This is a genomic window from Paenibacillus sp. NPDC056722 (assembly GCF_042790635.1).
GTDB classification, from domain to species: Bacteria; Bacillota; Bacilli; order Paenibacillales; family Paenibacillaceae; genus Paenibacillus_AQ; species Paenibacillus_AQ agri.
Window position 1 is genome coordinate 444,890 of sequence record NZ_JBHTYV010000004.1, and the last position, 20,876, is coordinate 465,765.

Genomic DNA, 20,876 nt, shown 5'->3' on the forward strand with positions numbered 1-20,876 from the left:
ACAATAGAAATCACAACGTTTTCCGAACAAATTCCATCGTATACTTTTCCTTGAAGCCAAGGCTGTCATAGAGATTTCTGGCATCATTACCGACGACACACCAAAGGGTAACGTCTGCATTACCACGTCGATAGATTTCGTTGCATAAGTACATCACAAACCTTCTTCCAATCCCTAGCCGCTGTAAGTCAGTACGAACGGAGACACTGCTGATTTCATTACCGCTGATATGGCTGTAAGCGACGATTTCCCCATTCATGAAGTAGATAAAGCGATCTTTCGCATCCTTTTCCCATACACTTCGTTCCTCTTCACTCGGCTGGGCAATCACAGAATCAGGAAAGGACCCGACACGAACGCGCATTTCATGAAAAGCCGTGGCGTACAGCGACTGACTCGCTACATAGTCACCGTCCACATACGGTCTCACAGGAAGCTCATCCAGGGAGAAGGGATTCCCGGTACGCTGCATATAAGCCGATGAGAAGTATGTATCATAGCCGAGCTTGCGCGCAAACGCAACCGACGATTGATGAACGGAACCGGAACGAAAAGAACTCCTAATCTTTTGGGTTCCACCCGCCCGCAATTTGTTTTCCGCGTATCTTACGATTGCAGAACCGATTCCCTGCCTGCGAAACGCCGGAGCAACGAACACAGTTAAATACGACTGAATGACAGGCTTATTCACTTGGGCTAGCGCAACAAGCTTGTCCTCAATAAACGCGGTGACAAACAACTCCGGTTCTTCTGTAAGCACCCGAAGGATGTTGTCACCTGCTTCGGCATCACAGCTTAATAACTCTTTGACGGCGTTGAAATCTTGTTCACTGTAAGGCTCGTAGCGGATATCTGCTATGCTCGTCAATCGTTGATCCCTCCATGTTTATTAAGATGTTGTAGAATTATGATTGCGAATAAAGTCATCCCATTCCTGTAAAGACAGCTTATGAGTTATATGCTTCAACTCATCTGGAACTTGCACAAAACACATTAATTCTAAATTGTTTCCGTCAGGATCGTTAAAATAAACAGAGGCATTTCCTTGAAATGGATTCTAGCTACTCTATTCTGAAAAATTCACCACTGGCCGCAAGCTTCTCACATCAATCCCCCAGCGTAAAAAAAGACCAGCGCTTGTGTCACCACATATCGCTGGTCTTACGCGTACCTTTCTCTATTCCAATGCTCAGATAACGGGCATTTCGTTGGCAATCTCGGCGAGCGTGACGCCCTGCAGCACACTCTCCATCGCTGTTTGCGCACGGCCAAAGACCGGCACAATCGCTCCGGCGATGTTCTTACCAACCGGACAGTCAGGGTTCGGATGCTCATGGACGGCAAAAAGAGAACCTTCCTCCACAGCATTTACCGCTTTATAAATCTCAAGCAGGGTAATCTGCTCAGGATCGCGTGCCAGCTTGGCACCGGCCACTCCCGGACGTACATCCACCAGACCCGCTTTATTTAGCATCCCTGTGATCCGGCGGATCACCACGGGATTCGTGTTAACACTGCTGGCAATCCACTCCGAAGTGCTTTTGCCATCCTTGTTGCTGTCAATCAAAGTCAGAATATGAATAGCAACCGCAAACCGGGTGCTGATGTTCATGTTGATCTCTCCTCACAGTAGCATTCTCAGATAAGGGCGCCCTTTTTAATGCAACAGTAATAGTTACATTCTACTCCATTGTTAACCTTATGAGAAGAGACGCCCATGGCTGTTAAGCACGCGTCAGAATCACCGGCTCGCCCTTAGTTACAATAATAGTATGTTCATACTGCGCCACCCGGCTGTCATCCGCCACGCTGAGTGTCCATCCATCCGCTTGCGGATCTACATACTCTGCACCGGTAGAGAGGAACGGTTCCACAGTTAGAACTTGCCCTTCTTTTAGAACAGTGGTTATACGGGGTTCATAATATGGCAAAATTTCATTCGGCTTATCATGCAGGGATTTCCCAATTCCATGGCTGCAAAGATTACGGATCACTCTGTATCCACGCTTGCGCGCCTCGCTCTCCATGACTCTGCCAATCTCATTAACCTTCATGCCGGCCCGGAGGTGATTGATTACGCTCATCATCGTTTCTTCGGTGCTGCGGCACAAATGCTGAAGCTTCTCATTATAAGGCGGGAGTTGGAAGGACACCCCGGCATCTCCGTAATACCCGTTCAATTCTGCGGACACATCAATGTTGATGAGATCCCCGGCCTGAATCACTCTGGAGCCAGGAATACCATGAGCTACCTCCTCATTAATACTGATGCAGGTCGCTCCTGGAAAATTGTACGTCACTTGGGGAGCCGACGCCGCCCCGGCCTCTTTCAGAATTTTCGCGCCAATCTCATCGAGCTCACGCGTGGTCATTCCCGGTACAACACTCTTTTTCATCTCGGCAATGGTGTAGCCCACCACTTTCCCTGCTGCCTTCAGGCCTTCCAGGTCTTTCGCTGTATTACATATCATTAGTTCACATTCCTCTCGCCCAATAAAATCTCTTTATGTTTACCTCATCATATGCGGCAATACTCCATGTTTGCCCTCTACTTGAGCGAACCCTTCCATTTAACCTTATGTATGGAGAAAGAATCCTACAGTCTGCGTTATGGATCGACCCGCTGAAATTCAGTCCCATTCAGGTACTCCTCCCGTCCCGTTAATGGGAGCAGTAGCTTGAACGGATTTCGCAGCCGGCTATTCACCATCCGTACTGGCCGCCCCGTATATCATGTCCCTGAGTTTGTCAGCATGCTTCGCCGGTATGGAATAGCCTTTACCGCTGTTAACGCTAGCAACGAGCAGCCCGTTATGTCCCTTTTCTTTTCCAAGGCCGAGGGCATATTCTTCAGTGTATCCGTCCCCGTAAACCAGCTTCATTATAAAATCAGGGGCGTAATCAAGCTCTCCCTGAATCCGCCTGCTCTTGTTCATCGCCTCCGCTACCGTCTTGATCAGGGCAGCGTCAGAAATAGACTTCGGCTCAACATTCGCTGCTTGCTGCTCCGTTTGTTGGTCCAGTTGATGATAGGTCAGGCTGATCTCATGAATCCACCTTGCATTAATATATCCAAAAGCATTCTGGCACCCGCTTAACACCATCACTGCAAGAAGGGATACGATCAGAAAGAAACGGCGAATGGAAAATCACCTCCAAAAAACTGTACACTCCATTATAAACGATAAACTCCATGAATGAAATTTTGTACAAAAAACATTATCGGTTGCTTCAAAAAAAGACTGAATCGGTCACTTGGGCCGGATTCAGTCTTTCGTTTATGAGTTCATATGTAGTTCGGATGCAACAAAACGCCTGGTCAGTAATTATTCCGCGCCAACTGTCTTCAACCAGGCATCGGCAATCAGTCCATGACCCGCGGAAGACGGGTGAACGCCATCCGGCGCCCAGTATGCAGGTTCAGCAGTGGCGGATGCCGCAGCAAACAGGCCATCAAGCGGCACCAGCAGCGCTCCATATTCACGGGCAAGCTCACGCACCACATGAATTTTAGGGTCCAGGTCCTCGCGCCAGCCCTTCCGGTCTTCCGGCACAGGCAGTACAAACGGCTCAACCAGCACAAGCTTCGCATCAAGCGTCTTCTTCGTGCGTTCAATCAAATCACGATAGGAAGCTTCGAACTTCTCCGCCGAGGTTGCATCATTGGAATCATAGCGACGCCAAGTGTCATTAATCCCGATATAAATGGACACCCAGGTTGGTTTCAGATCGAGACAATCCTTGTCCCAACGTCCCTGCAAATCCACGGCACGATGGCCGCTGATGCCCCGGTTAAGGAAGGTAAGGTTCTTCTCTGGATAGAGATGTCCAAGCCGACTAGCGATCAACAAAGGATAGCCGGTGCCAAGCGATAAAGCGTCTTCATAATTGCGTCCTGCATCTGTAATACTGTCGCCCTGGAACAGGATGACGTCATTTTTCTTAAAAGCCATGAATAGAATCCTCCTCTGACTGTATCTGTAGCGTAGCGTGACCGAACCCGTCCGTTTCTGCCAGCCGATCACCTCTAACGAAGTCTATTATAGCAGACCCTTGTCAAAAATGTCATACGCTTTCATAGTGAGCCTTATGTTAAGTTTTTAGTTCATTCTATATAGATCTATTTTTCAAGAAAAAAAAGTATATTTCATCATTGACGAACAATAAAAGGTGTGATACTTTAAGTGAGTAACTAATAGTAAGTTCATTATTTAAAACTAGCTGTTGATTATTAACCACTACATATATTTTTGGAGGCGTTCAATATGAGTACATTTACAGATTTGGTTCAATCCCGCAGATCGGCTAACAATTTTGTGGAAGGCATCAAGATTCCCCAGCATGAGCTGGAGGAAATGTTCTCTCTAGCCCGCCTAGCCCCATCTGCTTATAACCTGCAACACACCCACTACAAAGTCGTTGCCAGCGAAAAGATAAAAGAAGAGATTCGCGAGGCAGCCTACGGTCAGTACAAGACCCATACGGCATCCGCCGTCATCGTCGTGCTCGGTGATAAACACGCGTATCTCCAGGCTCCGGAAATCTATGGCGGTCTTAAGCTTCTCGGTGCGATGTCAGAAGAGGAATATAATGAGCAAATTGAGTCCATTAACGGAGCTTACATCGGTAACGACGCATTCCAGCGCGACGAAGCAATCCGTAATGCCTCCCTATCCGCCATGCAGTTCATGTTGATTGCCAAAGACAAGGGTTGGGATACCTGCCCAATGATCGGATTCGATCCGGCCGCGGTGGCACAAGTCCTGAATCTGCCGGACAACCTCGTTCCAGTGATGCTTATTACTATCGGTAAGGACAACCAGCACAAGATCAGACCCCGCGGCTACCGTAAGCCAGTCAATGAGTTTGTTGAATTTTATTGAGCCGATAGCTTGAGGTAACGTGATTATATAAAGTGAACTTAAGAATAGCACCTTGCTGATTGATGATATCCTTATTTTTATAGGGCATTCTCCAGTCAGCTTGCCTAATTCTTAAGTTCAGCTATATAGCTGTAGTAATTAAAAAAGACCCGCAGACGGAGAGGCTCTTACCAAGTCCTCTGTTCTGCGGGTTTTATTGACTTCAGACGCCGGGTTACAGCTTAATCGCTTTCCAGCAGGCTTCCAGCGTCTCCTTCTCCCTCTTTTCATCCAGATCGTATTTTTGAATATAGTAGCCCTTTAATACCGAAGCTACAATTCCATAGGTAATCTGATGACACAACTTGGCATCCATATCCCGGATCAGACCTTGTTTTTGCCCTTCGGACAAGACGGACATGATCTCCTGGATCTCACCCGACTCATCCATATTACGTAGTTCAGGTGGTATATATGGCGAAAAGGAATAGCTGTCACTGAACAGAAATTCCTTGCGGTATTTCATTCCAAAGCGTATTCGATTCCGATGAAGACTGGTAAACCGCTCATACAGACTGGCAGTGGAGTCATAGCCCTCCAGCAGACTATAGCCCATCTTATTTCTTGCCAGCCTGTATACTTCGTGAACGAGCTCGTCCTTGGTTCGAAAATAATTAAATAGCGTGCCCGAGCCAACCTTCGCTTTTTTCAAGATCTGAGCAATGGTAACCGACTGCAATCCAAGCTCATCAATCAAATCCAGCGTGGCATCGGTGATATCTTCTCTTTTCCCCAATCCCAAACATCCTTTCTATTTCTTGCACCACTACAGGTTCGAAGAGTTCTTACGAGCGCTGTTAAAGCCCAATGTTCTGGTACAACTTTAAGGTTTATAAAAATAATAACAGCTTTAGCCCATTTATACTTTAATTATTCTGAATTAGCTTAATTTGAACTGACGCCAGCAGGGTAAGACCCTATATCTTCAAGTGGAAACCGTACGGGGGAAGGGCCGGCAGATATAAAAAGATGACTTCCGAAATATCGGAAGTCATCTTTTTGGGGCCTCACATAAAGTTTGGCTATATCAAATTACCCTTGGACTTTTTTAAAACGCCAGAGCACGCTTTGGAAGTCTCCTTGAAGATCAGGCAGTGGCAATCCGGCATACATAAGCAGATCCCCGCCATATACGCCTCCGCCTTCAACCCACTCATAATCAGCCTCAGGATCAAGTCCCTTCAGGCGCAGATAATGAAGCGGATCATTCGGCTCGGCAAGTACACGCGCATACACCACTACAGCTTCGGATTTGTCCTCAGCAGCAATCATCCAGGCGGTCTCATTGCCTTCGAAAGGACTCAGCAATCTGTACTGCTCGCCGAACTGAACCAGGGAACGCAGCTCTTTGTAGAGCGCCACTTGTTCCTTCACAGCAGCCTTCTCTTCTTCAGTAAACTGGGTCAGATCCAGCTCATACCCGAAGTTTCCGGACATCGCGATATGCCCGCGCATTTCCAGGGAAGTAGAGCGGTGCACCTGATGGTTCGGAACCGCAGAGACGTGGCTGCCCATGGAGCTAATCGGGTAGACGATGCTAGTTCCGTACTGGATTTTGAGTCTGCTGACGGCATCTGTATTGTCGCTTGTCCAGGTTTGCGGCATGTAATACAGCATCCCTGGATCAAAACGTCCGCCACCGCCGGAGCAGCTCTCGAACAGGATATTCGGGAATTCAGCAGTAATCCGCTCCAGCATTCCGTACAGACCCAGCATATAACGGTGCGCCGTCTCACGTTGTCTTTCCGGTGGCAGCAATGCCGAGCCAATCTCGGTCATATTGCGGTTCATGTCCCATTTAACATAGGTGATCGGTGCGCTGCGCAGCACTTCCACGATCTGGTCGCCAATGGCCTGGCAAACATCCGCACGGGAGAAGTCCAGCACCAATTGGGTACGGCCCAGGGTACGGCGACGATCCGGCACATGCAGGCACCAGTCTGGATGCTCACGGTACAGTTCGCTGTCCGGGGAGATCATCTCCGGCTCGAACCAGAGGCCGAATTGCATGTCCAGCTTATTCACGCGCTCTGCCAGATCTCCGAGACCTTCCGGCAGCTTCTTCCGGTCAACGAACCAGTCGCCGAGCGAGCTGCGGTCATTATCACGGTGTCCAAACCAGCCGTCATCCAATACGAACAACTCGATTCCCAGTTCAGCGCCAGCACGCGCGATGTTCTCGATCTTCTCTGCATTGAAGTCGAAATAAGTTGCTTCCCAGTTGTTAACCAGCACCGGACGGGTGCGATCACGGTAAATGCCGCGGGCCAAGCGGGTACGATACAATTTATGATAGGTTCTGGACATCGCTCCGATGCCATCTGGAGAAAATACCAGCACGGCTTCCGGGGTCTGGAACGACTGTCCGGCTTCCAGCAACCAGTTGAAATCAAATGAATTAATCCCCATAGACAAGCGGGCCGTCTTGTAAGAGTCCACTTCTACCTGTGCGGAGAAGCTGCCACTGTATACCAGACTGACACCGTACACTTCACCGTGGTCTTCATCTGCGCCATGGGACAGCAAGGCTACGAATGGATTTTGGTTATGACTGCTCGATCCTCTGCGGCTCTCTACTCCCTGCATGCCGGAAGCAAGCGCTCTGCGCTCTATATACCGCTCACGTGTCCATGTTCCGGACAAATGCAGCAGTTCGTAATCCGAAGAACGGAAATCTACGCTCATACTATATCCGCGTAGCAGCTTGAGGGATGCTTGTCCTTCATTCACAAAACGAACAGAACGAGTAACCGCGTTCAATTCCTCAAATACTGTGTAGGATAAAATAATGCGGAGTCCTGCAACGGCGTCTACCAATTCAAGCTCCAAGGTCTCAGCTTCATCTTCATGTTCTGTATACGTAGCCGGGAGTCCTTCCAGGGCAGGCTTCCCTTTATAAATACGGTGTTTATCATATAGAGCTTCAGAAGCAGTAGTTCCATTCTCCGCCTGAATCTGATAGGCCGGATTGCGGAAATCGCCCACTCCGTATGACGGATATTCCTGAGCAAGCGTATCATATGAAAGCGTCATATCGTCCGGGAACGGACTTGGTGAGAAAGAACAACGCTCAGTGCGCTTCAGAATAGATGACAATGCACCGGAACGAATCTTGCGGCCCCAATACACATGCGCCGGGATTCCGGTGTGGAGAAGTTGAATGACATAGCTGGTTTCTTTACTCTGTAGATGAAAAATACGTTCTTCTGCAAGATATTGAATTCCCATTATACCCTCCGTAGATGTTGCGCTAGTAATCAATCAACCTCCATTATATTATGAAATCGCTTCATTTACGATATAGTAATATTTCACTTGGCATATTGTAATATTGCAATGGCTGCCCGTTCACGCCGCTCCGCATCAGGACTTTTCAATGCTTTTTTCAGAATATCAAGCGCTTCAGCCACTGTCTCTTCATCCACACGAACGCCTATATTCAGGAGATTGCCGGACGTCTCTGTGTCCCTGATCCAAAGATCCAGACGCGCTGCGGCAATCGGTTCCTGGAACATCGAGACTGCTGCCTCTTCAGCAAGCAGAGCTTTTACAACAGAATTCAAAGCTGCGTATGGAATACTGGTCAGCCAGGTTACCCCGCGCCGGTGGCATCTGCCATCTCCCTCTATATCAAATCGTTCATCATAAAAGTAGTCGCCAAGATCGCCAAGATGTACCCAGTCTCCGTCCGCAAGAAGCAGATAATCTCCATCCTGCATCGAATGGACAAATAGGTTGACGACCTCAGCATGCCCCGCCAGCTCCTGCCCCTGATATCCGTATGCCTGCTCTAGTCTTCCATCCAGCTCATCCCGGCCGATCCCCTCCAGATCACCAAGACCCGAATAACCGATGCATACATAATGATCTTCCAAAAAGGCCTTCAGCAGCCCTACTTCTCCTGACTTCAGTTGAAATAGCTTCATCCCTCTTGCTCCCCCTCTTCGTTTTCCTTAATAATATTCAGGGGCATCGTTACAGCTTAATGAAGATTAATTTGAATATCCCCAAATAGTTATTAGAGCCATCCAAGACAGGTAGCTTGAAAATAGAGAACAAAATGTAGTTCTCCCGTTCTGTGACCGAGTTAAGCACAGGCTTGCCGATCATATTGGCGATTCCCGCTCCCAGTTTGCCGCCGCTCTCTTCGCTTATATTTTTGATGGCATAATCCACAAAATCCTCTTTACCAGGATTCGTAGCCAACAAAGCAACTAACAACACAATAAGGAATAAAAAAAATCTTCCCGCCCCGCCTCTTTTAGTGCTTCTTCCCGTGTAAGGCCGATCAAACTCGTTCATATTCATCCCTCCTATCTGAACAATAGAGCATCGGGAACTATATGTAAATAAAAACCAGCTGCAATCTTCCACCAATCAAGAAGATGCAGGCTGCTCCATCAGCTCTTGACGTAAAAAATGGTATAGCTTGGCGCTGGACCGTATCAATGGATATTCTGCGGTCTTACACAGAATTCCGCAGCTCATATCGATGGGGGTTCCTGCAAGTTGCCGGGACACCGTGCCAGGCGGCACCGGATTGAGCATTACCGCCGGCACGAGAGCGATGCCAAGACCAGCAGCAACATAATCTTTAAGCGCGACCATGCTGCCGATGACCATCGTATGCAGTGGGGAGCCTCCGGATTCCTGCAGGACACTCTCCAGCTTTTTACGGTAAGGGCAATGGGTTGCAGTAATCAGAATACGGTGTTCCCGGAGGTCTTCCGGGGTAATGCGCGGACTGGCAGCCAAAGGATGCCCCTCCGGCAGGAGCAGTAAGAATCGCTCTGTGAACAGCGGCTCAAAATAAAGTCCGGTGCCCAGCTCCGGGGCAGAACACAACGCCCAATCCAGCTCCCCTCGCAGCAGTCGCTCACTCAGCACCTGTGTTCCGGCGATTTCCACCTCTACCTCCACCCTGGGGTAGCGGTTAAGAAAAGTCTTCAGCAGACCCGGCAGCCGATAGGTAGCTGTCGGGTCTGTGACGCCTATCCGTACGCTCCCGGCATCGCCGGTATGCAGTTCTGCCAAGTCGCTTTCCAGCCGCTCTATATCCTTAAGAATCTGCCGTCCTTGTTCATGGAATAGCCGCCCCGCCTCGGTCAGTACAATCTGTTTGCCGCGTTCAAGCAGCTGTACACCCAGCTCCGCCTCCAGCTTCTGTATTTGCATGGTGACCGTCGATTGGGCATAATTCAGCTCCTCGGCTGCACGATTGAAGCTCCCGGTGCTGACAATCTTCTGAAAGGTTTTGTACGCTTTAAGATCCATCAGGCTCCCTCGCTATTCCACTGTAATAAATTCAATAAAAATGAACGAACTATTCATATTATTCAATTATACATAATCTCATCTCAGTTATAAAATCATATGTATCTACAACAATAACAAGGAGAGAACCCAACATGGAATTAACAAATAAAATAGCTATTGTAACCGGAGGCGGAACGGGGATCGGCAGGGCCACCTGTCTGGAACTGGCACGACGCGGCGCAAAGATTGCCGTCAATTATAGCCGCTCCAAGGCTGAAGCCGAGGAGACTGTTCAATTGATTACCGGCCAGGGCGGTCAAGCTTATGCCATACAGGCCAACGTCGCGAGTGATCAGGAAGTACGGGGTATGGTAGCAGATGTCGTGGAGCGGTTCGGGACCGTTGATCTTCTCGTCAATAACGCCGGGATCACTAGGCATATTCTATTTACTGATCTGGAAGCCGCTACCGAGGAGGTATGGGACGAACTCTACGACACCAATGTCAAAAGCATGTTCTTCTGTGCCAGAGCAGTGGCCACTTATATGGTGAAAAACGGCCAGGGCGCCATCGTCAATCTCGGCAGCATCGCCGGTGAGACCGGCCTGGGGTCCTCTCTGCCTTATGCCGTATCTAAAGCGGCCGTACATGGGCTGACCAAGTCTCTGGCCCGAGCCCTTTCCCCTCATATTCGTGTCAACTGCGTCGTGCCGGGAGCTGTCGCAACAAGGTGGTGGAATGGACGGGAAGACCAAATGCAGAAGCTAGCTCCCAACCTTCTCCTGCAGCGTATCGCGGAACCCGGGGATATAGCCACCTTGATCTGCGCCGCTCTGGAGCAGGAAGCGATGACCGGACAGATCATCACCGTCGACAGCGGCCAAACCTTGTAAATATAGAATCATCTAGCCCCCACTACTCCCTATATGTTACATTCAAAGGTAAAGGGAGAGATGAAATGGGGATCAGTATATTCAAAATCATAGGAGGGCTCTGCCTTGCCCTCGTGTTGGCGCTTGGCTGTTTTCTGGTCTATGTTACGGTAACCGATTACAAGCCCGCCGAAGTTACACCGCTCACCGTCTACAACAACAATGGAGCTGTGCTACAGCAAGGGCAGCCTTTACAGGTAACCACCTTTAATATCGGTTACGCCGGACTGGACGCAGGTCAGGATTTCTTTATGGACGGCGGCAGCATGGCCCGCTCCAGCAGTAAGACCCAAACGGTGAATAATCTTGAAGAAATCACGTCTTTTCTGAAGACTTCGACTTCGGATATCTACCTGCTGCAGGAAGTGGACGTGAAGTCTTCCAGAAGCTACAAGGTGGACGAAGTCTCCCATATTACCTCAGAAATGCCGGATTACAGCCATGTCTTTGCTTTGAATTATAAAACGCCGTGGGTTCCGCTTCCGGTCCTTCATCCGATGGGTTCCGTACAGAGTGGGTTAGTAACTTTGGCCAAGCCCAAAACCAGCAGCCATCTCCGTTATGATCTGCCTGGCAAAGAAAGCTGGCCTTATCAGCTATTTGAGCTGGATCGTGCGTTCATTGAGAGCAGGTTCCCAGTGGACAATGGCAAAGAATTAGTACTGCTCAATGCTCATCTGTCCGCTTATGACAAGGGTGGCCACATCCGAAAGCAACAGTTGGAATATCTTAATGCTTATATCGAAAAAGAAAGCCAACACGGCAATTATCTTATCATCGGCGGGGACTGGAATCATACCTTGCCCGGCACAGATTCAAAGCTGTTCGAGACCACCCAGGGATGGCCGGCATGGCTTCAGCCTTTTCCAGCAGACTTCCTTCCTGAAGGCTTTCATTGGGCGGTTGATCCAGCAATCCCTTCTGTCCGCACCCTCGATGTCTCTTACAGCGAAGGCGTGAACTTCCGGGCCGTCATTGACGGTTTTCTCGTCTCACCGAACGTAGAGGTAACGGCAGTCCATGGCCAGGAGCTGAATTTTGCGAATAGTGACCACAATCCGGTGACCGCGGAGTTTGTGCTGAAATAGGTGCATGTATGACAAAAGGACCCAAATGGGTCCTTTTGTTTTTTTGCGTTCCCGCTTAGACAGGAATTCTCTTCCGAACGGCACACTTGCATTTCCCTTGCTTATTCCGTCTTGAACCTGGCTGACGACTTCGCCAGATCCTTGGTCAGCAGGTCAATGGTCTCCACCATTTCGGCAAGCTGCTGCACCATCGCGGACTGATCATGCATCGTTGCTGTCACTTCCTGGACAGAGGCAGAGACTTCTTCACCGGAAGCAGACAGGTTTTGCGAGGATTCCAGCATTTCTTCTTTATCCTGCTGCATACGGGTTACTTCATCCGCCATTCCAATGATTTGTGCATTGATATCTTGTACATTCTTATACACGGTATGGAAAGCTTCTCTAGTTCTACCCACATAATCATCTTGCAGGGCAGTGATGTCTTTAATTTCTTGTACACTTTGATGATTCTCTGCTACAAACGCCAGGTTCTGTCCGATAATTTCGTTAATTTCGCTTGCCTGTCTGGTACTCTGTTCCGCGAGCTTGCGAATCTCGGCAGCCACGACAGAGAACCCTCGGCCGAACTCTCCGGCTCTGGCAGCCTCGATGGACGCATTCAAAGCAAGCAGATTGGTCTGTTTGGCGATATTATTGATCGCACCGGTAATTTTACTGATGTTATTAGAGCTTTCCTGCAGCTTCAGGGTGATGACCGAGATTTTTTGCACTTCAGTTCCATTCTTCTCACTGATCTTGCCCAGCTCCTCTACCACCTGATTGCTGGTATGGAAGACTTCCACGATTTCATCCGCCCGGTCTTTAGCCGATTGAGCTTTTTCATTCATAGAGACGAATTTGTCACCAAAGCTGACAAACTTATCCACGATCAGTTCGGTATCATTGGCTTGCGATTCCATCGCCTTGGCAATTTCCGTCGATGTAGAAGTCGTCTCGGAAATAGATTGTGCCGCCTGTCTGGAGGCATTGTCCAGATCCTCGGTACTTTCATTCAATACATTTATCGAAATGTTCATATTGGAGATCAATTCCTTGTTCTGCCGAACCATTTCGTTGAAGCTGTCCGCGAGTTCTCTGAATTCACTATCATAGCGCCCCGTTGCCGTTACCGACAAGTCACCGGAAGATAGCTGACGGAACAGCTTGGTGAGTTGGAAAATCGGTTTCGTGATCGCGCGGGAAATCAGAAGTCCGCAAATTATAGTCAGTAGAATCGCAAAAGCCGTTACTATGATCAGCTGATTCAACATCAATTCAATCGGTTTCTTAATATCTTTATACGTGTCGATAACGGCTACTATCCAATCCGAATCCGGAATTTTGTTATAGCGGACATATTCACCATTATCGTCATCAATTATACCTGTAGCGATATCGCCCTCAGGCTTGATTTTCAACAGATCTTCAATACCTTCGATCTTGGTTCCGACCAGTGACTCATCCTTGGAGTTATATAGCTCTATACCACTGCGGCTAACAATTTCAATCCGGCCTTCCCCGTTGATTTGAATCTTGCCGAGCTTCTCCGTGAAGAAATCGGACGCAACCGTGGATGCATAGACACCAATCACCTTCCCGTCTGGTCCCTTAACCGGCTGGGAGAAGACAATCACGATCTGGCCCGAGCTCTTAGACTTGATCGCATCACTGATAAATGCCTCACCTGTAATGGCCTTCTGGTAATACTCCCGCTCTGATAAGTTGCTGCCAATCAATTCCGTGTTGTTCCCAGCGACCATAATTCCTTTGGCATCCAAAAGAATCAAGGACTGGTTGCCCGTAGTTTCCTTCTGGATCTTGATCAATTTCTCATTGGCAGAAGTCAATAGCGTGTTCTTGTCAGAGAAAAACTCCTTGTCTGACAAGGTACCCGATGCTCTGAGTTTCAGAAGATCACCTAAGAGACTGTCCGTCGAGATTAGGTACGAAGCCTGCTTCTGCAATTGAGCAGCTGTCCATAGTCCTTCCCCGATGCGATCGGCGCTGGCAATAATTTCATCCTTGCTTTTCTTCAGCAGTAAGTTAGATCCCAAACTGTACACGGCCATCGACAGTGCGAACATGGCGATGATGACCAACCCGGTGATCAGTGCAGGAAGTTTGATCCGAAGAGACATGTTTCTGATGGTGAAGACCCCTTTTTTTAACTGGTTCACTTTGGTTAAACTCCCTCTTGTTCAATTATGCATACATTTTTATGCTATTTCTCTCATTTTTATCGGAAGAAATTGATCTTAATTTAAGAGGAGTTTTTATTTAATAAATAAAATTAAAATAAACCCTGACGCCAGCTCGGGCATCAGGGTTTATAGGATATACAAAGATTGTTATCGAAAAGCGTATGCTTATGCTTGGCGGCGTCTAAACAGTCCAATGACTGCCAGGATCAAGGCCAAAATAGAAGCGATTAGCGCAATATAACCAACTGGAGAAGTAGAAGACGATGTAGCTGTATCCGTACCCTCTCCCATATCCATGTCCATACCGTGGGAATGGCCGCCTGCCGCAGCAGTACCGGAGATTTCCGTAATAGAATGTGGGCTCTCGCTGCCTTCTTCACCGGACCATTGTACAAGGGACCCATCTGCATAATGCTGATAAGCATCCCAGACTACTTTTCCAGCCTGATCCGGATTTTTAGCGGTAAACGTGAAGCGCTGGAACTGTCCAGACTGAATACCGTCTCCTGTAGCGATCCAGCTCACTTTATTGCCATCAATGGTTACTTTCCAGCCTGGAGTGGCCTCATATTGCTTAAATTCCACGCCTGCCGGCATACGCAGATCGATTTGCACAGTGGGTGAATCCTTCTCCACAGGTACCTTTAAGGTGTAAGTTTCCCATGCGCCTACGCCCGATTGGGATGGGGAAACAGTAACATGCGCGCTCGCTACAGCTGCGAAGAGCAGTACAAGTGCGACGGATGGTGCGATCAAAGTCATTAGTTTGCGATAAAGATTTTTCATAGTAGCCTCTCTTCTAAATCGTGTGATATTTATAATTTTTCTTTGGGAAATTGCAAGGATCGTGATGCCAGTCCCTGCTCTAATGCGTATCTGGTCAACTGGGTCCGGTTCTGCAGCTGAAGCTTTTGCAAAATATTCTTCAAGTGGTTCTTCACCGTATGCTCCGATATGCCCAGAATGACACCGATCTCCCTGTTCGTGGAACCGGATGATACACAGTCTAGTATCTCCTTCTCCCGTGCGGTTAATGCCTCTCTCTCCTCTATCACAGAGGGAACAGCAAACTCCTTAAGGATCTGCACGGCCAGCTCCCGGCTGAGCGGGACCTCTTCATGCATAATGGAGTGCAAATATTGAATCCAAGTTGACGGAGCGAGATTTTTCAGCAAATATCCCTGTGCGCCCTGCTTCAAGGCTTCGAACAGATAGGAGATTTCATCCGAGACGGTGACAATCACGATTTTCACATAAGGATATCCCTGTTTAATGCGCCGGGTAGTCTCCAGCCCGTCCATCTCCGGCATCTGAATATCAATTAGAATGAGGTCAGGCATCCACTGCTCTGTAAAAGCTATGGCTTCCGCCCCGCTCGCCACCACCCCTATGACTTCAAAGCTGTCATCCATGGATAAAATCTCACTCATCGCTTCACGCGCATGAGCATGGTCATCTACGATCAGAACCCGGAATCGCTTCATACCGGAACGCCCCCTTTGGTAATCTCCACCACGGTTCCCTCGTCTCCTGAATCTACCCGCAGTCCCCAGCCCATGCCTTCAGCACGTTCCTTCATAATCTGGAGACCATAGCTACCGCTCACCTCAAACGGGTTATGCCGGAAACCTTCGCCGTCGTCGATCACCGTCACTCGCCAATGGTCCTTGTCGCCCTCGCCGGAGATCGACACCCTGGCTGCCCGTGTATGCTTCCGTACATTAATGATGGCTTCGCGGATGCATGACAGCAGCTCGGCTTTTTCTTTGGCAGTGAACGCCAGATCCGGCAACGTCCAATCCAGAGAGACGTCGATCATTACCTCGCCTGCAATTTGCTCCAGCTGGCCTTTGACGGATTGCTCCAGCGAGAATGGAACCTGGTCTGATACTGGAATTTTGAGATTGGCTATCGCCTGACGGACGTAGCGGTCCACTTCATGTACCGTCTTCGTAATCTGACGCACATTGTCCTCGCTGACCTCACCATTCTTACGGTTGTTCTCCAACCGGTCGATTTTGACCGACAGCAGAAACAGCGATTGCGCCATTCCGTCATGCAGCTCCTTGGCCAATCTTTCCCGCGCCTCCATGGCGTTCTTGACCGCACGCTCCTGCTCCAGCTCCTGCTGCCCCCGCTCCATGATCGAGAACAGCGGTACAAGCAGCACGATGCTTAGCAGAAACACAAGCACTGGTGTCAAGTAATTCCCCATATCCATAGAGATATATTCCATCAGAAATTGATGGCGAACAATCTCCCAGACCCCGACCATGAGCGTCGGAAGCAGCAAGATCATCAGCTTGATTCGTTTATACGTGGCTGTCCCCTCCCAAAAACCTTAATATCTACCATAGCACCACAAGGATGTTGTCAGCATGACTCGAAAGGGCTATACGGCCCCAATAATTGTTACAATTTTAAGTATTTAAAAATGGATCGAAGTTAAATCAGCTATTGGCGCCGGATGAGGCCGCTGCGGGTTCGGGGGGGGGGTCTTACGATCGCTGTTAAAACCGAACACTATCGTTTCTTCTGAATCCCCCCGACCCTCCGCTCTGCTTTGCTGCCTGTGTGAAGTCAACCTCTGAGGGCCTTTATAATTGGAGCATTTTATAAGTAAGCTAATTCTCAGAAGGACTTATCTTCTATTCCGATTCATCCATTCTAAAGCGTAATCAACCATTTCTTTCTGGGGTATCAGATAACTCTTAGCTTCTCCTACCAGTCCCTCTTTTACCAAGTCACTGTTGGACTTGAAGTCATCAAAAATCTGACCGAAATCGTCAGATTCATTATTAATGTCATTATAAGTAGTCCACTGTTCAATTCCATCCACTAGCATCTTCACTCCCCAGACTTTCGGTTGAATAAAAGTGTTCTTCTGTCTGTACTCTGCTAGATGTAATGAAGTATTCGTATCCGCTGGAACGCCAAGGAATAGAATATATCCCTCTAATTCGTAGATCCTACCCAGGGGAGAGGTCTCGCTTAACCCATAGTCCAAGCTATGATTGTCCGTTATGCGCTTAGCATTCTTCCCCCATGCAGCAAATGAAACATGAGGATGCGAGCTTCGGAGCACTCCATTTTGTTTTCTAAACGTTTCAGGGATAAATCCCATATATGAAGTTGGCGTTAGATCAGGGTAATAGATAGGCATATTATCTTTTATTATTTGTATTTCCTCTTCAGTCAAACCATCATTATACTCCATCGGTTCACACAAATGTTCAGTTTGTGTCGGCATAACAATATTTCCATTCAGCCCCACCGCTTCTTCCAACGCTAAAATAACAGTGACAGGCCCCCCCACAACTTTTCCTAAAGCTTTCAGGGAAGCATGGACGATCAGCGTCATGCCCTCTTTAACGCCGATTTGTTTTAGATCTTTAATGATTGAATTTCTGGTTTGCAAAGTATGGGATATTTCCATGTTTGACTCCTTGGAAGTTTATTGAAAAATGAAGTGGGATTGTCGGATAATAGAATGTGTATATTGTATCATCTAAGGGGAGGAAGTTACGTGGGTGTAATATAGTTAAAACAAAAGCTAGAAACAAAAAACTCCTGCTCTTGCAGCAGAAGTTTCTATTAATATATGATTCATACGAACATCTCATCAATTACAGGTACGTGTGAATCAACAACTAGCTATACCCAATCTCTAATTTTATGTTTGGGTACAACATTAGAAAATGTTTTAACTCTTGTATTTACGTTTTTTGTATTCATCCAGTTCTTTTGCCTCTGCTGTTGTGATTTTATCAAATTCTTTCCCAAGCACGCTATCTGGTATTTTGTGTTCATCTAAAAAAGTTTGGTGTAACAAATTCCAGTATTTCAACCGCCGGATGGCCCGATGCGTGAATATGGTGTTATATGATGGATCGGTCATCTTCGAAATAACTATCAAATTTCCTCTTGCAATTCATTTTCCAACTTATCTAGATCCATAATTTTACTAGTTTCTAATTAACGAACGCATGATTGAGCTCAAAACTAATACCCTATTATTACTGCCACCAAAGAGATCACCCACAGTAATGGAATTGCGCTAATAAGAAAAATATTTAGTGATTTTACCTTTTCCTTTAATAGCCAAGACAAAATTGAACATATTACAACAGCAACAGGATACAAAGAAACTACAATCATTATCGATATACCCCATAATGAGATTCCATTATCAAATACCATAAAGGATAATCCCCAAATAAAAAACCAAGGAAGTAGAGTCAATAAATAAAAACCTTGAATGATAATTAAGTATACTTTCATCGATTAATTCCTTTGTTATTATTTATTTTCTAGTCAAGCTTTTAAATTGCCGATCTTTCATATAACGTAATATTCACGAAGTTCATAAATATAAGGAATACAATTGATTAAACGAAAACATCGTGTTTAAATAGCCTTTTTGGAGCATGTTTTTATTATACTATTAAATGGAAGAATATGACGATCACTAATCTTATACTTTCAAACAAAAAGCCTCCGCCAGTTCCTTTGGCAGAAGCTTCTTAACAATTGATTCACGCGAACATCCCATCAATGAGAGGTTCGTGTGGGTCAATAACTTGCTCTACACAATAATTCTAATTGTTATCTTTACCAATTCGCTTTATGTATTCAATAAAATAATATCTTTCCCAAATTGGTTCGAGTAGTTTAATAACTTCCTTAATGACTATTTTATTAAGATTATTTATTGCATTCTTGCATTTAAGTGCTTCAATATAGCACTTAAATAACTCACCAATTTGCCCCAAAGTTATATTTTCTTCAACAATAGTCTCTAATTTATGATTAATTAAAGCTATTGCATCCATATGATTATTTTTTTCAAGCATTGAATAATTAATTTGCTTTTTTATGTAATAGTAAGAGTAGTTTGGTAACTCTATATTCATCAGAATATACTTTATTCCTAAAAAAATAGACTTGATCTCTTCTAGAGATAAAGAAATACTTGGGTTAGTACTAAAAAACATTTGTAATGAACACATCTCAGATAACAAATCATCAGCACTGTCAATAAGTTTAAAGTCTCTTTTTATCTGAAAACTAGAATTTATTATGTAGTTGTCAATTTTAAAATCGTTACTGAATTCAAGAAAAGCCATACTTTTTTCAAACCAGCGTTTCTTTATATTGACTAGTTCATAGTAATAGACAACATAAGGAATAAACTTTTCTGTCAACCAATGAAATGTCTGTTCCGCCGTCCAAGGTTCTTCGTCCTTTATTAATCGATTATCATACCTCTTCCATTTAATCCATAAAGTTTCATCGGGATTCATATAAGATTCATAATGATAAGATTCTATGTTCTCAGGTTCTAGTCTTGTCAAGATTATACGATTTGGATAAAGCATTATAGTGCCATTTGTACGATTAAATATATGCCATTCTGAATTTCCATTTGCATAATCAAATTCCCACGAAAACTCAATCATCTTCCTCCATAAACTTCTTTTAATTTCAATAAGTTTTACTGAACATTCATATGGATCAAACTCACAAAAATTTGATACTCCCCATTTGTTTTCAATTGATTGAAATCGTTTAACAAAAACTCCTCCAAAGTCATCAATTATTTTACATAGATCTTCAACTTCTTCTTCCTTTAATGTAAAACGATTATTACCAAGTTGTATATAATACAGATTTGGAAGATTAAAATGCTTACCTACTATAAAACCTCTTTTCTCTAATTTGTAATCAGTATTCAAACCTAAAAACAGTTGTTGGGTAATTTGCTTATGTGAAAGTGTGATCATACAATCACTAACAAAGACACTTCTGAATTCAAAACAACAACTACCACACTGCTCATAAATCCTAGGTAAAAATGCCATAAGACTTACCGAAGGCAGACTTCTTGAAAAATGCTCAGATGTAACTTCTCTTTTATTCTCAAAAGGACCAAATTGTTCAGGTAATAATTCTACTATTTTTGAAAACTCTATCCTTGGGTTATTTGAACTACTAATGTAAGCGCTTATTGCCGCAAGATATCTTTCGAAATCTTTAAAATTCCTCAACTCTTGGATTCTTTTTATTATTTCCGAGGCTTTTTCTTTTGCCCGATTTATTAAAAAAATTGCGTGTGGTACTTCGTATAATTTGTTGCTTTTTAATAAATTTATCTTCCAGGTTGCAGGAACCAAATTATACAAATGATTTATGTCTACATCATGACCAAGTACTCTCTTATATTCATTTAGTTCGTCTAATTTACCTTCATAAGATTGCGGAACTATATGATCTATTGTTGCATTAAACATATTCAATGATTTTTCAGTATAATAGCATTGAAAACCATGTGCTTCCAAAATTGCATAACGAACAATAGGATCTTTAGGATTAACCTCCATTCATAAAGCCCCCATTTCATTAGAAATATTTTTGTTTCCTGCAAGCGAATTTTATTTGCGGCTGATTCTGATTTCTTCTAAAATAGATATAGAATTAGTAGAAGGTCGCTCTACA

Annotated in this window: 19 protein-coding genes and 1 pseudogene; 3 read left to right on the plus strand and 17 right to left on the minus strand. The window is 45.8% G+C overall.

Translation table 11 applies throughout. The annotated features are described in order from the left end of the window. Window positions 1-10: 10 nt before the first annotated feature. The 6 genes and pseudogenes from ACFRAM_RS13480 to ACFRAM_RS13505 all read right to left on the minus strand — a co-directional run bounded on the left by ACFRAM_RS13480 (window position 11) and on the right by ACFRAM_RS13505 (window position 3,953). Window positions 11-868, minus strand: coding sequence for a GNAT family N-acetyltransferase (locus tag ACFRAM_RS13480; protein WP_379466275.1), 858 nt, complete (start codon window positions 866-868; stop codon window positions 11-13). A 21-nt stretch (window positions 869-889) separates the two neighbouring features. Further along, window positions 890-1,054: pseudogene (locus ACFRAM_RS13485) on the minus strand (VOC family protein); the annotation flags it as partial. Between the two features lie 135 nt (window positions 1,055-1,189). Next, the gene (locus tag ACFRAM_RS13490) at window positions 1,190-1,612 is read right to left on the minus strand and encodes an Rrf2 family transcriptional regulator (protein WP_066371018.1); all 423 of its coding nucleotides are present in this window, start codon (window positions 1,610-1,612) and stop codon (window positions 1,190-1,192) included. 112 nt (window positions 1,613-1,724) lie between these two features. Continuing rightward, on the minus strand, window positions 1,725-2,471 hold the full coding sequence (gene map / locus ACFRAM_RS13495; protein ID WP_379466276.1) for a type I methionyl aminopeptidase: 747 nt from the start codon (window positions 2,469-2,471) through the stop codon (window positions 1,725-1,727). A gap of 228 nt (window positions 2,472-2,699) precedes the next feature. Then, a complete protein-coding gene (locus ACFRAM_RS13500; RefSeq protein WP_379466277.1) occupies window positions 2,700-3,104 on the minus strand; it encodes a YhfM domain-containing protein in 405 nt (134 codons plus the stop codon). Between the two features lie 222 nt (window positions 3,105-3,326). Then, on the minus strand, window positions 3,327-3,953 hold the full coding sequence (locus ACFRAM_RS13505; protein ID WP_379466278.1) for an SGNH/GDSL hydrolase family protein: 627 nt from the start codon (window positions 3,951-3,953) through the stop codon (window positions 3,327-3,329). Between the two features lie 312 nt (window positions 3,954-4,265). Between ACFRAM_RS13505 and ACFRAM_RS13510 the strand changes: the two genes are divergently transcribed. Continuing rightward, on the plus strand, window positions 4,266-4,883 hold the full coding sequence (locus tag ACFRAM_RS13510) for a nitroreductase family protein (protein WP_379466279.1): 618 nt from the start codon (window positions 4,266-4,268) through the stop codon (window positions 4,881-4,883). Between the two features lie 214 nt (window positions 4,884-5,097). Here ACFRAM_RS13510 and ACFRAM_RS13515 read toward each other — a convergent pair whose 3' ends face one another. The 5 genes from ACFRAM_RS13515 to ACFRAM_RS13535 form a co-directional block, all read right to left on the minus strand. Beyond that, a complete protein-coding gene (locus ACFRAM_RS13515; RefSeq protein ID WP_379466280.1) occupies window positions 5,098-5,658 on the minus strand; it encodes a TetR/AcrR family transcriptional regulator in 561 nt (186 codons plus the stop codon). A gap of 296 nt (window positions 5,659-5,954) precedes the next feature. Next, window positions 5,955-8,150: an alpha-galactosidase gene (locus ACFRAM_RS13520; RefSeq protein WP_379466281.1), complete on the minus strand. Its 2,196-nt coding sequence runs from the start codon at window positions 8,148-8,150 to the stop codon at window positions 5,955-5,957. 83 nt (window positions 8,151-8,233) lie between these two features. Then, the gene (locus ACFRAM_RS13525; protein WP_379466282.1) at window positions 8,234-8,848 is read right to left on the minus strand and encodes a hypothetical protein; all 615 of its coding nucleotides are present in this window, start codon (window positions 8,846-8,848) and stop codon (window positions 8,234-8,236) included. Between the two features lie 49 nt (window positions 8,849-8,897). Further along, window positions 8,898-9,224, minus strand: coding sequence for a hypothetical protein (locus ACFRAM_RS13530; RefSeq protein WP_379466283.1), 327 nt, complete (start codon window positions 9,222-9,224; stop codon window positions 8,898-8,900). A 75-nt stretch (window positions 9,225-9,299) separates the two neighbouring features. Continuing rightward, complete coding sequence (locus ACFRAM_RS13535; RefSeq protein WP_379466284.1) at window positions 9,300-10,196, minus strand: LysR family transcriptional regulator; 897 nt, start codon at window positions 10,194-10,196, stop codon at window positions 9,300-9,302. A gap of 134 nt (window positions 10,197-10,330) precedes the next feature. Between ACFRAM_RS13535 and ACFRAM_RS13540 the strand changes: the two genes are divergently transcribed. Both ACFRAM_RS13540 and ACFRAM_RS13545 read left to right on the plus strand, forming a co-directional pair. Beyond that, on the plus strand, window positions 10,331-11,071 hold the full coding sequence (locus ACFRAM_RS13540; protein ID WP_379466285.1) for an SDR family NAD(P)-dependent oxidoreductase: 741 nt from the start codon (window positions 10,331-10,333) through the stop codon (window positions 11,069-11,071). Window positions 11,072-11,136: 65 nt separating this feature from the next. Then, the gene (locus ACFRAM_RS13545; protein ID WP_379466286.1) at window positions 11,137-12,198 is read left to right on the plus strand and encodes an endonuclease/exonuclease/phosphatase family protein; all 1,062 of its coding nucleotides are present in this window, start codon (window positions 11,137-11,139) and stop codon (window positions 12,196-12,198) included. 101 nt (window positions 12,199-12,299) lie between these two features. Here ACFRAM_RS13545 and ACFRAM_RS13550 read toward each other — a convergent pair whose 3' ends face one another. The 6 genes from ACFRAM_RS13550 to ACFRAM_RS13575 form a co-directional block, all read right to left on the minus strand. Further along, window positions 12,300-14,357, minus strand: a complete 2,058-nt coding sequence (locus ACFRAM_RS13550; protein WP_379466287.1) for a methyl-accepting chemotaxis protein — start codon at window positions 14,355-14,357, stop codon at window positions 12,300-12,302. Between the two features lie 189 nt (window positions 14,358-14,546). Continuing rightward, entirely contained in the window at window positions 14,547-15,167 is a 621-nt protein-coding gene (locus ACFRAM_RS13555; RefSeq protein WP_379466288.1) for a YcnI family copper-binding membrane protein, read from the minus strand. Between the two features lie 29 nt (window positions 15,168-15,196). Beyond that, window positions 15,197-15,865 carry a response regulator gene (locus tag ACFRAM_RS13560; RefSeq protein ID WP_175374482.1) on the minus strand — a complete coding sequence of 223 codons (669 nt, stop codon included), beginning with the start codon at window positions 15,863-15,865 and terminating at the stop codon, window positions 15,197-15,199. Next, window positions 15,862-16,680, minus strand: coding sequence for a sensor histidine kinase (locus ACFRAM_RS13565; protein WP_379466289.1), 819 nt, complete (start codon window positions 16,678-16,680; stop codon window positions 15,862-15,864). Before ACFRAM_RS13565 ends, ACFRAM_RS13560 begins: the two co-directional genes overlap by 4 nt. Window positions 16,681-17,022: 342 nt before the next feature. Beyond that, window positions 17,023-17,817, minus strand: coding sequence for an AAC(3) family N-acetyltransferase (locus tag ACFRAM_RS13570; RefSeq protein ID WP_379466290.1), 795 nt, complete (start codon window positions 17,815-17,817; stop codon window positions 17,023-17,025). A gap of 1,162 nt (window positions 17,818-18,979) precedes the next feature. Beyond that, entirely contained in the window at window positions 18,980-20,761 is a 1,782-nt protein-coding gene (locus tag ACFRAM_RS13575; RefSeq protein ID WP_379466291.1) for an HNH endonuclease, read from the minus strand. Between the last annotated feature and the right edge of the window lie 115 nt (window positions 20,762-20,876).